Here is a 14,192-nt window from a genome sequence, read left to right as displayed (position 1 = left end):
TAATCAGTGAAAGTAGAAGGAAGCTGAGTCATAGCCTGTTATACTAGTTTAGTATGTATGAAAGCGTTTTGCAACAGATAACATATTCTTGTTGTTTAAAGAGAATTTGAAATGTAAGGCATTTTATCGATTAATAATAATTTAATAACTAAAGGAAAAAATAAGTACGTAAAATTAGATTGACATAAAACCAAAAGGTTGTATATAATTTTAAATGTAACCAAAAGGTTTTATATTAACTAGAAAGAAGGATTGAAATGGGCGTACAAAACCAAGTTGAAGATATTAAACAAACTCTAATATACAATGCACCTATCCAAAAGGTCTGGGAGGTCGTCTCAACATCGGAAGGTATATCTGCATGGTTCATGCCAAATGATTTTAAACCAGTCGTAGGTCACGAGTTTCATTTGCAAGGTCCATTTGGTCCATCACCTTGTAAAGTTTTAGAAATTGATGAACCAAATCGAGTATCGTTTACTTGGGATGTTGATGGATGGGTTGTATCATTTAATTTAAAAGATTTAGGGGATCAAACTGAATTTACATTAATCCATAGTGGATGGAAAACTACTGATGATATTCTTACAAAACCAAACCAAAAAAGTGGTATAGTACGCGACAATATGAATGGTGGTTGGGCTGGTATTGTTCAGAAGCTTAAAAAGGTTGTTGAAAACTAGTGTCCAGTTCTGCACAAAAATATGACGTATTTCAAGCGATAGCCGATCCTACTAGAAGAGAAGTACTAAAATTATTAGCTAATAATGAATTACCCATTTCAGAGATATCAAGTAATTTTCCAATGAGTAGAACAGCAATTGCAAAACATCTCCATATCCTTTCAGAAGCTGAATTAATTAGTGGCAGAAAAGTTGGCAGAGAAAGAAGATACAGACTACAACCAGAAGCATTTTTAGAGATTAAACAATGGTTATCATATTACGAGCAATTTTGGGTAAATAAATTATCGATCCTTCAGCATCTAGTTGAAAATAATGAGGACCAAAGTATAAAACTAGTTAAATCAAATATAGAAAATAACGAAGAATAATAAAAAACGAATCTTAGGTAGATTCGTTTTTTTACATAGACAATTTTAATTATATCTATATAATAAACTAATGTGGCAAAAAATTATGATAAATGAATAGTCATACTTGAGGAGTTAAGCAATGCATAAAAGTATATATATTTTAGCTATTGCAACATTTGTCGCAGGAACCGTTGAATTTATTATTACTGGTTTACTGTCAATGATTGCAGGGGATTTACATGTTTCAGTTGGTGCGGTTGGTCAACTAGTTTCCATTTTTTCAGTAGTATTTGCTTTTGGAGCACCTATTTTTATAGCAATCACTTCAAAAATAGAACGTAAAAAATTACTATTAATCGCATTAGCAGTATTTTTCGTTGGAAATATTCTTTCCATCTTTAGTCCGAATTTCGCTGTATTACTAATTGCACGTATTATACTTGCAGCAAGTTGCTCAGTTGTAATTGTTGTTTCAATAACGACTGCAACAAACATCGTTTCACCTGAAATTAGAGGTAGAGCAATTGGAGTTATTTTTATGGGAATCAGTTCATCTCTTGTTTTTGGTGTCCCTTTGGGTACAATAATCGGTGAAAACTTCGGTTGGAGAATGACTTTTGTTTTAGTCGGTTTATTAAGCTTATTTGCTATGTTAGGGATTTATAAGTTCTTACCGAAAGTTAAAGGTCAGTCTACAATCCCATTGATTAAGCAAGTAGCAACACTAAAAAATAAACGTATTTTATCGATACAACTAATATCATTTTTACAATTAACAGGACATTTTACAATTTATACTTACTTTACACCATACTTAATGAAAACGATGGGATTATCTACTAATATGATCAGTATTGTTTTACTAGTATTTGGTATGGCAGGGATTTTAGGTGGATGGTTAGGTGGTTGGTCTACTGATAAATTTGGTGGAAGTAAAACATTAGTGTTTAATTTAGGATTATTAGCTATATCTATTTTAACGTTAACATTCGATCCTAGTTCTATTTTTAGTTTATTTATTATAGTTGTTCTTTGGGGAACAGTATCCTGGTCAATTAGTCCAGCCGTTCAAGATAGCCTAGCGAGGGTAGCAAATGATTCGGCTGATATTCAAGTTGGATTAAATAACTCTTTTTCTCATACAGGAATTGCTTTAGGTTCAAGTTTAGGTGGGATCCTAATTTCTCAATATACAGTAACAATGAACGCATTAGTAGGAGGAATTATTGTTATTTTTGCTTTACTTTCTGCGATCTATTCTTTTATTTTAACAAATAAAGTAAATGAGACTAAATTAATATAAAAAATGGAAACGATGCGTTTTTTGCATCGTTTTTATAATTTATTTTTCAGAGTTGGTTAATCTAATAATAAAGTTTTACGTCATAAAACTAATACAATTAGAAGGTGATTCCAATGGAAAATAAAGCAGTACATTATGATGGTAGTGGAATTAATGATGAAGTATTTGAACAAATCTCTCATCAAGAGGATATTCAAGTAACAGAAGAAATGAGAAATAATTTAAGCGGTAATCCTTATATTTTTGAGTAATATTAAGAAGCGATACCTTGAGTATTGCTTTTTTATTTACATTTTTTTGAGTTTGTCTATGTTAATTAACTCTTTCATCAAATATGATTAATAGAAGAAGGAGGGTTAAAAATGAGTACATTTGCAAAAAAGCCAAATCTTCCATATTATGCAGTAATTTTTTGTTCTAAAAGAACGGATGGAGATAATGGATATAGTAAGATGTCTGATAAAATGGTTGAACTTGCTTCGAGTCAACAAGGATTCCTTGGAGTGGAAAGCGCTCGTGATCATGAGATGGGAATAACGGTTTCGTATTGGGAGTCATTGGAGGCTATTAAAAAATGGAAAGAGCACGCAGCTCACAAAGTTGCTCAAGAACGTGGGAAAAAAGACTGGTATGAATCCTTCGCATTAAGAGTATGTAAAGTTGAAAGGCATAATTTTTTTGAATTGTAGTGATTAGATAAAATGATTACTATCGAGTTAGAACTAAGATTACGATGTAAAAAATATAAAAAAATTGGAATAAATTTGAATGAAAATGATAGTTATTATCAATACTATAAATAAGGAAGGGCAACCTACTTAGTAGGTCACCCATAAGACTATTACATTCCAGCTTCAAATGTTTTACAATCTGTTTCAGCATTGTTTTTAGCTTGTTTCCCTTTATGGCTCACAACATAAATGGAATCAGCACTACATTTGTTTCCAGAAGCCCAATATTTACAGTTATCAACTTCACAAAGTACATCTTTTGCCATTATAAGACACCTCCCTTAATTTTATCATTTACATTAATAAGGGGATTGATACATTCAATTTTCATTTACGTCCAGCATAATAATTGGAGGCATATTAAATGAGCTCTTGCTCTCTCTACCTGGACCGATTGCTATTAAAATTGCAGGGTATATCGGATTCCATGAAGGTGGTATACTAGGTTCATTTTTAGCTGTATTCGCTACAGTTGCTCCATCATTAATCCTTATGCTGACCTTAATGGGAATTTTGTATAACTATCTTCATTCGATTCAAGTTAAGCGAATGATGCTTTACGTCAACCCAACAATCGCAGTTTTACTTGGCGTTATGGCTTATAATTCCTTTCATGATTCATATTTTAAATTGGTATTGGACAGTTTTTATTTTTAGGAGTTATTAGTTACATATTAAAGGAGAAAGTTAAGTTACATCCGGCTTATATTGTATTGGGAGCTTTGTTGTACGGTGGATTAAATTTATAAATTGAAAAAAGGGTAAGCAAATTTCATTAAATTTTGCTTACCCTTTTTTGCACATTAGAAAGCTAAAATTTAAAGTGACGAAGAGGACTCGATGTAGTTGCATAAATAAAAGTGCAACTGCGCTTCTGTCATCGCTTTAAAGTTCGCCAATAGGCGAGGTTTTTAGAGTGTTTAAGATATAATCTTTGTTTGTAATTTGTTATTGTAATCTACTTTCAACTTGTTGACAAACTTCATCAGCAGTTAAGCCACTTGCCTCGATTACTGATCCTTGTGTAGCTACGTTTTGCATTCCCATTACATTTGAATCAAGTCCTGTTACAACGCAGCAATCGCAACCATTTGCATCTGATTCCTGTTTTAATTCAACAACATCATGTCCTGCTGAACGTAATGCTTCTTGGACATTAGTTAAAGATTGTTCTACTCCGATTCTAGCCATAAAAAACACCTCCTCAGATATATAAGATTTGCAATTTACAGGAAAAATATTCTTTGAATAAAGAAGTTTAAGTTTAGAAAAAGTAAAGATGGAGGTGTTAATATGGGAAAAACTAAAAAAGATCCATCTAGAGTTGGCTTAGGATCACCAAATGTACAAGGTCAAGGGACAACAACATCTGAAACTGGTGTTGAAATGTCTTCGAGTAGAAAAAAACAAAAAAGAGATTAACGAGTAACCGACTTTATAAAAATATCTTGCCACCTATAAATTAGGTGGTTTTTATTATGAAAAAAATAAGAGGAATCTCCGGTCGGAAGGAAGAATTAAGAACTGTATTTTCTTTTTTTAAACCAATGGAGAAAGTAGATGAATAGATGAATCATATTGTAAATGGTGATGTGGTTGGAGGAAAAATAAAGTCTTTAAATGATAATATTGTTGTATGGAGAGAAATGTATGATTTTGGACCGCTTAGTCAAGATTGGCCATTAGAAGAAACATATAAAAGAAGAGCAGAATTTTTTGAACAAAAGCTACAAATTCCTTCGAGTTTTTTTATTGAAAATTGCCAAAGCCAATATCAATTATTAAATGAACTATCTCGTTCTGAGGAAGTTGTTCTATGGTTCGAACATGATCGTTACGATCAGGTGACGATCCTCTATTTATTATCGGAATTATCGGCACTTGGATTTCAAAAAATTTCGATGGTTAGTATTAATGAATATGATGGTATTGAACCATTTTACGGATTAGGTCAATTATCTTCAGAACAGTTAATTGGATTACTTTCAACTAAACAAGAAGTTACAGACGAGCAAATAGAAGAAGCATGTGCTGGATGGAAAGCCTATTGTTCAGATAATCTAGATGGACTTAATGAACTTATTCAAAAATGTCATGCGCTTCCGTTTTTAAAACAAGCTTTATTAAGTCATATGACATATTTTCCTTCTCAACAAAATGGATTAAATGATGTAGAATTTTTAGCATTATCAATGATTAATGAAGGCATTAACTCCTTTGCAGAACTATTTAATAATCTCGTGAAAAAAAGAACAAATGATGGATTAAGCGATTTATATTTCGCAGCAATTTTAAATGAATTAATGGATGGTGAGCACCCTCTAGTAGGCAGTGACAGTGAATTACCAAGTTTTAAACATCATAACCCAAAAGCAAAAATTGAATTAACTAAAGGGGGATTAGACGTACTAAGCGGAAAAGCAAATCGAATGAATTTAATTGGCATTGACTGGTGGGTTGGAGGGGTTCATTTAGTTGAAAAATCTTCTATGTAAGGTAAGGTAGTAATTGGATGAGAAGCTTGAAGAAACTGAATGATACCCTGAAATTTTTGCGTAGAAAAAAAATTATAGGAAGTTTTAACTGAAAATCATTTTATCGTAAAAGATAATTAGATAGTTTAGAGGTGAAATTATGCGCCCAATAGTATTAGGAATATTAGCGGCATTTTTCTTTTCCATCACATTTATATTAAATCGATCGATGGAAATATCTGGTGGAAGTTGGATTTGGAGCGCTTCCTTAAGGTACTTTTTTATGGTACCTTTTTTATTAATCATTGTAATCTCTAGAAGAAATTTGATTGATCTATTGAAAGAAATGAAAGGGAAATTAAAAAGTTGGGTTATATGGTCAACAATTGGATTTGGTTTATTTTATGCTCCAATTTGTCTGGCAGCAGTTTATTCTCCAGGATGGCTAATTGCTAGTTCATGGCAAATAACAATTTTATCTGGATCACTTTTAGCACCATTTTTCTTCATGACACTTCAAACATCAAATGGAACTCAGAAAGTACGTGGGAAAATTCCTTTTAAAGGATTAGGCATGTCTTTATTAATCATATTTGGAATTTTATTAATGCAGATTGAGTTAGCTACAAAGATAGCTATTTCAACAGTTTTAACGGGTATTTTACCAGTTGTAATTGCCTCATTTGCATACCCACTTGGCAATCGAAAAATGATGGAAGTATGTGATGGAAAGCTGGATGTATATCAACGCGTTTTAGGAATGACCTTAGCAAGCTTACCGTTTTGGATGATCCTATCAATCTATGGATTATATACCGTAGGACTTCCAAGTCAAAACCAAGTATCACAATCATTAATTGTAGCGATCTCATCAGGTGTAATTGCTACTGTATTATTTTTTCAAGCTACTGATTTAGTAAGGGGAAATATGCAAAAATTAGGAGCAGTAGAAGCAACTCAATCCATGGAAGTTTTATTCACAGTAATTGGTGAAATGCTCTTTTTATCATCTGCATCTCCATCAATTATTTCTTGGATTGGAATGATTATTATTATGATCGGCATGATCCTACATAGTTATCTATCACAGAGTGGAAAGTCCGTACAGCAGGATAAGGAAACGGTGAATTTATAAAAGATTATTTTTGAGAAATTCAAATAACGAAAAAGAATGGCAATACTTATACTTTTTGAATGCTAATCTTGTGGAAAGAGGTGATTAATATGAATAAAGAATTTAATGAATCACTTATATTAGATAAAAATAAGAATTCAATATCCATCTTAACACCAAAAGATTTTAGTTTTAAAGAATGCTTAGCATTTCTAGCACGTTCTAAAAATGAAGTACTCCATCAAGTAAATGAGGATAATTTTTTTAAACTTATTAAAATAGAAAATAGATTAATTCTACTAAAAGTAAGTAGTGATCAAGACGAAATATTAATTGAGTTTCCAGACCAAAGTCCAAGTGAAGAAATAAAAGTAGCCGCAGCAGCATTTATATGGGATTTATTTGATATAGGTAGAAACCTGACCGAGTTCTATGAAATAAGTAAAGATAATCAAATGCTACAATTGCTAATTGATCAGCATTTTGGACTTCGCGTAATTGGAATTCCGGATTTATTTGAAGCATTTTCATGGGCAATTATGGGTCAACAAATCAATTTGACATTTGCATTTTCTTTAAAAAGAAGTTTTGTTGAAAAATATGGAGAAAGCTTTAGTTGGAAGGATGAGATATTTTGGCTATTTCCAACTCCGGATGTAATATCCAAACTTGAAGTGTCCGATTTAACTAGCTTGAAATTTACTAAACGAAAAGCTGAATACGTGATTGGGATCGCAAAATTAATGACAGATGGATTCATCTCAAAAGAATCTCTAAATCGTTTAGATTCATACGAGAAAAAGTTAAATAAGCTGTTAGAAATTCGAGGAGTTGGGAACTGGACAGCTGATTACGTTTTGATGAAATGTTTACAAGAAAAATCTGCGTTTCCAATTGCCGATGTAGGACTACATAATGCAATAAAAAATCGACTATCATTAGAGAAAAAACCTTCAATTGAAGAAATTAAGAAAATGGCTACAAAATGGAAGGGCTGGGAAGCTTACGTAACGTTTTATTTATGGAGATCACTATATTCCTAAATAAGTAAAGCAAAAGTCCATTAAAATTGAAAAAACCCCATATTTCGATACATAATTAGTACTTTGGCTACACACTGAAACACCTATTACTAGGTGTTTTTTATCTGACAAGGCAATTTATATTCTAATTCATTCTATGACTATTGGAATTATTAAGTTTTACTCTAAATATTTTAAAAGAGATGCAATTCTACAAAGGAATTTCGGTTTAATAATAGAATAGTATTAGTGCCTAAAAAAATATTTTTACAATATTGTTTAATCATGACAAAATATAAATAAGAAAAATTGAAGAGGACGGGACTATGATTAAATTTTTTAAACGACTATTTAGTAAAGAAAAAACAAATCAAGTTACATTGCCATTAAAAGAAACTCGTTCCCTTTCAAAAGTGGAAATCGAATATATTATTAGTGAGTTTACTGATAAACAGAATAAATTAGTAGATGATATGAAAAAAAATTCAGTTAATAATGCCGATATTGAGTTTAATGAACTAATTACAAATAGAATCACGAATAACTTAAAGTACAGAATACCTTTTTTAGACATTGAGTTAATTTATTTAAATAATGTATTAAGAGGAAAGAAAGTAAAATCAATAAAATATAAATTGTTTCATCAAGTCAGAGATAGTGAAACGACAGAAATAACAGATATGGTTATTAATCAAGGATACTCATTTGTTCCTTCTGTAGGATATTTAAAAATTGGATAAAAACATGATGATAACCCACAAGGTTAAGTACTTGTGGGTTTTGTGTTTTTCTTGAAATGTTTTAGGCTAAGGGATTTAATTAATTGAATGACAGCATTTTGTGCACTATTGCTCCTATCTAAGGTTATAAATTAAAAACGCTAGTGCTAACCTTGATCATGTGTTTCAAAATTCGCATTTGCCGTTGATTTAGGTAAATCGTTCACCTCATATGCTACCCTTATTCCAGATTCGATTGCACCTTGAATCCATCCTGGGGTTGTAGAAGTGTGATCACCAGCAAAATGGATCAGACCTTCTGGAGTGGAAATATATGGCGCAATCTCAGTTTGTTGGTCAGGTTTGTAAATTGCAAAAGCTCCACCTGAATAAGGATTTTCTGACCAACTAAATGTATTACCAGTCATAAACTCGTTATATATTTCTTTTCCGTAAATTTTGGATAAATCTTCTAGAGCATTTTCTATTTGTTCTTTTTCAGTTAGACTATCCCAAATTGATGCGTTATCTTCCCATGTATAACTTGCTAATATGACACCGGGGCCTTCTGAGCCAACGGATTGGCTTGGGAAATAAGAATAACGAACAGGTAGATCAGAAATCATTTTACCTCCAATAAAACCCGCTTTTTCCCAAAATCTAGTTTTAAATTGTAAACCAATTTTTGTTGAAGGAACATAATGTAATTGTCGAATTGCTTTATATTTGTTATAAGAAAATAAATCGCGTGGAATGATATCAACGAAGTTTAGTAATGAAAAAGGGATAGTAATGATAGCTAGGTCTCCAGTTACTGTAAATGCCTGCGAGGTTTTCGTGTCCTCTGTATGAATCGTAACAGAAGAGTCGTGTTGTTCAATCTTTTTCATTTTTTGATGATAAAAAATATTTTCTTTTAATTCAGGTAGGAATGAATAAGGTAAGTGATCATTTCCACCTTTTATTTCATAAAACTTTAGTCCAGGAGTAAACAGAATCATTACTTCTCGAAGTAAGGCAGTGAATGAAAGCTCAGGAAAGCCTTCCATCCCAAGCATAACCTTAATCATATCAATGGCTCCAACAGATAATGTCCTACCATATGGATTGTATTTCAAATAATATTCCATCGAATAACGATCAAGTAATTTAATAACGATTTCCCAATTCTTTTTTGGATTCTTTTTTATGAAATCAGTTACGGGTTGCATGGCGTATTGAGCCAAATATTCAGCAGTTTTACCTTTTTCGGGTGGTGCAGTAGGGAAGTTAAGAATGTCTGGATTTTCTTCATAAAGCTTTTGAATAGTTCTCACATTGTTTACAAATATTATATCGTTTGGTGTACTATTAATGAATTCTTCTAAAGGAAGGTTAAATTTCTTAATATATTCTAAAACAAGTAAGTGAATAGAAGGAATTCTCATTGCACCATTCTCCATATACTGTCCTGAATAAAAATTACGATTAGTAAAAATACGACCACCAATACGATCATTTCCTTCGAGAATTGTTACTTCATGTCCTGCTGCTTTTAATAGTGAGGCTGCTACTAAACCTGATATTCCAGCACCAACAATAATTATATGTTTAGGTTCAAGTGTTTTTGGTAGTCCTGTTCGAATTGTTTGAAGCATTTGTTCCATAGATATAGGGGGCTCCATACTCACTGACATAATTTCGCTCCTCTATTATTTATGACATTCATAGAAGTTTATTCAAAAATAGAGGAATATAGAAGGGGATAAAGCAGAATTAGGAATAGAAATGGCATAAGAAAAAGAGCTTGTAAAATCAAGCTCTTTAGTTTGTAGAAAAAGTATCTATAAATTTGCTACTTTTTACGTCTAAATAGGTTAACGATAAAGACAATAATTGCGATAATTAATAGAATATGAATTAGTCCGCCTGCAATATGGAAAGTAAAATAACCTAATACCCATAAGATTAGAAGAATAAAAAATAAAATCCACATGATATGAACATTCCTTTCTTAATGACTGTATTATTACCATGTCCAATTTTAACTTTCATATCCATTTATAGAGCACAAAAGTGAAGAAGCTACCCAAATAGGTAGCTTTAAATGAATTAAAATTTATCAAAAACAGTGTATGGCATTTGTCTCTTATGTCTAGATTTATTAAACCATGATTCGATTTTTGCTTGGGAGTCACTATTAATTTCTTTACCTTCTAAATAATCGTCGATGTCATCGTATGTGACGCCAAGAGCGACTTCATCTGCTAATTGTGGACGATCTTCTTCAAGGTCAGCAGTCGGAACTTTTTCATATAGCCTAGGTGGGCAATTTAATTCTTTTAGCAACATCTTCCCTTGGCGTTTATTTAGACGGAAAATTGGACAAAGGTCTGATCCACCATCTCCATATTTAGTGTAAAAGCCAGTTATAGCCTCAGCAGAATGGTCAGTGCCTAAGACAACACACCCATTCATAGCAGCAATACTATATTGAGCTTTCATTCTTTCACGTGCTTTTTCATTACCTTTTGCAAAATCAGTAAGGTCAATACCAATTTCTTTTAAAGTTTTAACACTAGCATCTACTGCAGCTTTAATATTCACTGTGTATGTCTTAGTTGGTTGGATAAACTTTAAAGCTTCCTGGCAGTCCTCTTCGTCCATTTGAACGCCATATGGTAATCGTATTGCAATAAATAGATAATTTTTTTCTGATTGCTCATTATTTAATTCATCTATTGCCATTTGGGCAAGTTTACCAGTTAAAGTTGAATCTTGACCACCTGAAATACCTAAAACAAAACCATTTAAAAATGGATGTTTTTTAAGATAGTTTTTTAGGAAATCAACACTTATTCTTATTTCTTCTTTAGGATCGATAACTGGTTTTACTTTCATTTCTGCAACGATTTCTTTTTGTAAACTGTTCAATCTTCATTCTCCTTTTGATACAGATTGTATTTTTTAATATATGCGTAGCAATCCTCAGGTAATAAATATCTTGGTTCGCCACCTTTAGCAAACTCTTCTCGGATATATGTTGAACTAATTTCCATCGCTAGTCCTTTATCAATTAGATGAAATCTTGAACCATTATCATTGTTTCTTAATAAGGGAGAACGAGAGATGGTCTTTAGCATATCAATTCCATCACGAGCCATTACAATGAATTTGTTCTCGGAAACTAATTGATCCCCGTATTTCCATTTTCCTTCTGCAATATCTTCTAAGAGATCAGCACCCATTATGAAATACACTTCATCTTCACTATATTTAGCTTTAAAATGGTTCATTGTATAGTAAGTGAAAACTTCCCAAGCCTCTTTACTCATTTCATAATCGTCTGCAATAAACTTTGAGTTGTTTTGAATTGCCAATTTTAACATATTCCAACGATGTTCATCCGTATTATGTAATTGTTTATCTCTTCTTTTGGATGAGCATGGTAAAAAGATGACTTTGTCTAATTGACAACGATGAGCAATCGTACTTGCAGTCCATAAATGAACGTTTGTAATCGGATCAAACGAACTGCCATAAATCCCAATTTTAGCCATTTTTCATTTCCTCTGTTTTCTTTCTAGCTTCTGCTATTTTTTCCATTTTGTTATCCCAACATTTTTGACTCAAGTCTACAGGATATTCTTCAGGATTTAATGCACGCTTGTATTCTTCCCAAAGTAAATTTAAGTTGTTTTCAGCAAAATCCTGAATGTCTTTTATTGCAGGTACTTTGTAGACTAATTCACCTTTTGTAAAGATTTGATGATGAAGTTCTCTAGCTTCAAAATTAGTTACAAACTTACTGATATATGGATGTATCGGATGGAATAACTTTATTTTTTCCTCAGACTTTGGATCTTCATCTTCAAGGGCAATATAATCAGCCTCAGCATGATGGTTAATTGTATTAATAATTCGATACAATTTCTTTAGTCCTGGAGTTGTTACTTTTTCAGGGTTTTGGGAAATTTTTATTGTATCAATCATTTTTCCATTTTCATCTTCAATACTAACTAGTTTATAAACAGCTCCTAGAGCCGGTTGATCATATGCTGTAATAAGCTTTGTTCCGATTCCCCAAGAATCAATTTTTGCTCCTTGCGATTTTAAATTTAAAATTGTATATTCATCTAAATCATTCGAAGCAACAATTTTAGTATTTATAAAACCAGCTTCATCGAGCATTTTTCTAGCCTCTTTCGATAAATAGGCTAAGTCACCACTATCTAGTCGGATTGCTGCAAAGTTAATTTTATCTCCTAGTTCTTTTGCGACTTTAATCGCATTTGGGACTCCACTTTTTAGTGTATCGTATGTATCAACTAGGAATGTACAGTTGTAATGACGATCTGCATATTTTTTGAAAGCTATGTATTCATCTCGATATGCTTGCACGAGCGCATGAGCATGTGTACCTGAAACAGGAATGTTAAATAATTTACCAGCACGAACGTTACTAGTCGCATGGAATCCACCAATAAAAGCAGCTCTTGCTCCCCAAATGGCAGCATCAAATTCTTGAGCACGTCTTGTTCCGAATTCCATTAATGTATCATTACCAACGATATGTTTAATTCGGGAAGCTTTAGTAGCAATTAATGTTTGATAATTGACAATGTTTAACAAGGCAGTTTCAATTAATTGTGCCTCTAATAGCGGGGCCTCGACTCTTAAAATTGGCTCATTGCCAAAAACTAATTCACCTTCTTGAATTGCTCTAATTGATCCTGTGAATTTTACGTTAGACAGAAATTGAATAAATTCATCTTTGTAACCTAGTTCTTCCTTTAAATAGGTAAGATCTGAACTACTAAAGTTAAAGTTTTGCAGATAACTGATTATTTTTTCTAAACCTGCAAAGATTGCATATCCATTTCCAAATGGGAGTTTACGAAAATAAAGTTCAAAAATAGCGTTTTTATTGTGAATATTGTCTCCCCAATAAGTTTCCGCCATATTAATTTGATAAAGGTCTGTATGAAGTGCAAGGCTATCATCTTGAAAGTTGTAATTCATCTTATTTCCGCCCCTAAAGTATTTTTGAAATGACTTAATGCCCATTCATGCCCAGCTGCATTAAAGCTTGCAACAGCCTGCTTATGAACGACTATTTTATAACCTTTATTATAAGCATCGACTGCGGTATGTAATACACAAATATCAGTGCAAACTCCTATTAAATGAAGTTCGCTAATGCCTCTTTCATTTAGTTTTATCTCAAGGTCTGTTCCTGCAAAAGCGGAGTAACGTGTTTTATCGAGCCATTGAATAGTAGAATTGCCTTTTGATGAATTGTATAAATCCATTAATCCACCATATAAATCTCTTCCTTTAGTATGTCTAATATTATGAGGTGGAAATAATTTTGTTTCGGGATGAAACGGATCATTCTCATCATGGACGTCTACTGCAAATACTACATAATCTTGATTTTCAATAAAATTTTTAGTTAATTGAAGAATACTTTGCTCAATTTCTTGTGCAGGTTTACCACAAGTTAATGAGCCAGCATCAGCTACAAAGTCATTCGTATAATCAATAATAATGAGCGCTTTTTTATCCATTAATTAGTCACCCCAAGTGTAAGAATGTTAATTTATTCACATAAAAGAAAAGATTAAATTAGTTTTTCATCTTCAATCTTATTATAAGTTAATTCATATGAAAACCTAAATTTTGGGAAATTATAAGATCATTTTTATATTATTAACTTTTCAAATAAAAATTACTATTTTACTTAGGGTTGTATCTTTTGTAGTGATTAGAGGAAATTAAACGAAATGTACCGAACTAACTAATAGATTTATT

General features: G+C 32.0%; 19 protein-coding genes. 11 read left to right on the top strand and 8 right to left on the bottom strand.

Annotated elements, in window-relative coordinates; all coding sequences use genetic code 11:
* Positions 1-257 precede the first annotated feature (257 nt).
* The 5 genes from RAH41_RS05560 (at position 258) to RAH41_RS05540 (ending at position 3,028) form a co-directional block, all read left to right on the top strand.
* Entirely contained in the window at positions 258-683 is a 426-nt protein-coding gene (locus tag RAH41_RS05560) for an SRPBCC domain-containing protein (protein ID WP_331221169.1), read from the top strand.
* Positions 683-1,054, top strand: coding sequence for a metalloregulator ArsR/SmtB family transcription factor (locus tag RAH41_RS05555; protein ID WP_331221168.1), 372 nt, complete (start codon positions 683-685; stop codon positions 1,052-1,054). Before RAH41_RS05560 ends, RAH41_RS05555 begins: the two co-directional genes overlap by 1 nt.
* A 121-nt stretch (positions 1,055-1,175) precedes the next feature.
* Positions 1,176-2,339, top strand: coding sequence for an MFS transporter (locus tag RAH41_RS05550; RefSeq protein ID WP_331221167.1), 1,164 nt, complete (start codon positions 1,176-1,178; stop codon positions 2,337-2,339).
* A 113-nt stretch (positions 2,340-2,452) separates the two neighbouring features.
* On the top strand, positions 2,453-2,590 hold the full coding sequence (locus RAH41_RS05545) for a hypothetical protein (RefSeq protein WP_331221166.1): 138 nt from the start codon (positions 2,453-2,455) through the stop codon (positions 2,588-2,590).
* 111 nt (positions 2,591-2,701) lie between these two features.
* Positions 2,702-3,028, top strand: a complete 327-nt coding sequence (locus tag RAH41_RS05540) for an antibiotic biosynthesis monooxygenase (protein WP_331221165.1) — start codon at positions 2,702-2,704, stop codon at positions 3,026-3,028.
* 152 nt (positions 3,029-3,180) lie between these two features.
* Here RAH41_RS05540 and RAH41_RS05535 read toward each other — a convergent pair whose 3' ends face one another.
* Positions 3,181-3,336, bottom strand: coding sequence for a DUF1540 domain-containing protein (locus RAH41_RS05535; RefSeq protein WP_088012223.1), 156 nt, complete (start codon positions 3,334-3,336; stop codon positions 3,181-3,183).
* A gap of 106 nt (positions 3,337-3,442) precedes the next feature.
* Between RAH41_RS05535 and RAH41_RS05530 the strand changes: the two genes are divergently transcribed.
* Positions 3,443-3,727, top strand: a complete 285-nt coding sequence (locus RAH41_RS05530) for a chromate transporter (protein ID WP_331221164.1) — start codon at positions 3,443-3,445, stop codon at positions 3,725-3,727.
* Positions 3,728-4,018: 291 nt separating this feature from the next.
* On the opposite strand, the gene RAH41_RS05525 is transcribed toward RAH41_RS05530, so the two are convergent.
* A complete protein-coding gene (locus RAH41_RS05525) occupies positions 4,019-4,261 on the bottom strand; it encodes a YkuS family protein (protein WP_056471845.1) in 243 nt (80 codons plus the stop codon).
* A gap of 102 nt (positions 4,262-4,363) precedes the next feature.
* On the opposite strand from RAH41_RS05525, the gene RAH41_RS05520 reads away from it, so the two are divergent.
* From RAH41_RS05520 to RAH41_RS05500, 5 genes are all read left to right on the top strand, one after another.
* Positions 4,364-4,492 carry a YuzL family protein gene (locus RAH41_RS05520; RefSeq protein ID WP_088012208.1) on the top strand — a complete coding sequence of 43 codons (129 nt, stop codon included), beginning with the start codon at positions 4,364-4,366 and terminating at the stop codon, positions 4,490-4,492.
* 146 nt (positions 4,493-4,638) lie between these two features.
* On the top strand, positions 4,639-5,565 hold the full coding sequence (locus tag RAH41_RS05515) for a DUF1835 domain-containing protein (protein ID WP_331221163.1): 927 nt from the start codon (positions 4,639-4,641) through the stop codon (positions 5,563-5,565).
* A 139-nt stretch (positions 5,566-5,704) separates the two neighbouring features.
* Positions 5,705-6,679, top strand: a complete 975-nt coding sequence (locus tag RAH41_RS05510) for a multidrug resistance efflux transporter family protein (RefSeq protein WP_331221162.1) — start codon at positions 5,705-5,707, stop codon at positions 6,677-6,679.
* A gap of 89 nt (positions 6,680-6,768) precedes the next feature.
* On the top strand, positions 6,769-7,701 hold the full coding sequence (locus tag RAH41_RS05505; RefSeq protein WP_331221161.1) for a DNA-3-methyladenine glycosylase family protein: 933 nt from the start codon (positions 6,769-6,771) through the stop codon (positions 7,699-7,701).
* A 305-nt stretch (positions 7,702-8,006) separates the two neighbouring features.
* Positions 8,007-8,420: a hypothetical protein gene (locus tag RAH41_RS05500; protein ID WP_331221160.1), complete on the top strand. Its 414-nt coding sequence runs from the start codon at positions 8,007-8,009 to the stop codon at positions 8,418-8,420.
* 146 nt (positions 8,421-8,566) lie between these two features.
* On the opposite strand, the gene RAH41_RS05495 is transcribed toward RAH41_RS05500, so the two are convergent.
* The 6 genes from RAH41_RS05495 to RAH41_RS05470 form a co-directional block, all read right to left on the bottom strand.
* The gene (locus RAH41_RS05495) at positions 8,567-10,075 is read right to left on the bottom strand and encodes a flavin monoamine oxidase family protein (RefSeq protein WP_331221159.1); all 1,509 of its coding nucleotides are present in this window, start codon (positions 10,073-10,075) and stop codon (positions 8,567-8,569) included.
* A 158-nt stretch (positions 10,076-10,233) separates the two neighbouring features.
* Complete coding sequence (locus RAH41_RS05490) at positions 10,234-10,374, bottom strand: lmo0937 family membrane protein (RefSeq protein ID WP_170927396.1); 141 nt, start codon at positions 10,372-10,374, stop codon at positions 10,234-10,236.
* Between the two features lie 116 nt (positions 10,375-10,490).
* Positions 10,491-11,312: an ammonia-dependent NAD(+) synthetase gene (gene nadE / locus RAH41_RS05485; RefSeq protein ID WP_331221158.1), complete on the bottom strand. Its 822-nt coding sequence runs from the start codon at positions 11,310-11,312 to the stop codon at positions 10,491-10,493.
* Positions 11,309-11,938: a nicotinate (nicotinamide) nucleotide adenylyltransferase gene (gene nadD / locus RAH41_RS05480; protein ID WP_056471873.1), complete on the bottom strand. Its 630-nt coding sequence runs from the start codon at positions 11,936-11,938 to the stop codon at positions 11,309-11,311. Before nadD ends, nadE begins: the two co-directional genes overlap by 4 nt.
* Positions 11,931-13,400, bottom strand: a complete 1,470-nt coding sequence (locus RAH41_RS05475) for a nicotinate phosphoribosyltransferase (protein WP_331221157.1) — start codon at positions 13,398-13,400, stop codon at positions 11,931-11,933. The genes nadD and RAH41_RS05475 overlap by 8 nt, the downstream gene beginning before the upstream one ends.
* Positions 13,397-13,948 (bottom strand): isochorismatase family cysteine hydrolase, encoded by a 552-nt coding sequence (locus RAH41_RS05470; protein ID WP_331221156.1) that lies wholly within the window; start codon positions 13,946-13,948, stop codon positions 13,397-13,399. Before RAH41_RS05470 ends, RAH41_RS05475 begins: the two co-directional genes overlap by 4 nt.
* Positions 13,949-14,192: the final 244 nt, after the last annotated feature.

Origin of the sequence: Gottfriedia acidiceleris (assembly GCF_036421055.1) — a bacterium.
Taxonomy (GTDB): domain Bacteria; phylum Bacillota; class Bacilli; order Bacillales; family Bacillaceae_G; genus Gottfriedia; species Gottfriedia acidiceleris_C.
This window is presented reverse-complemented; position numbering and strand designations above follow the sequence as displayed.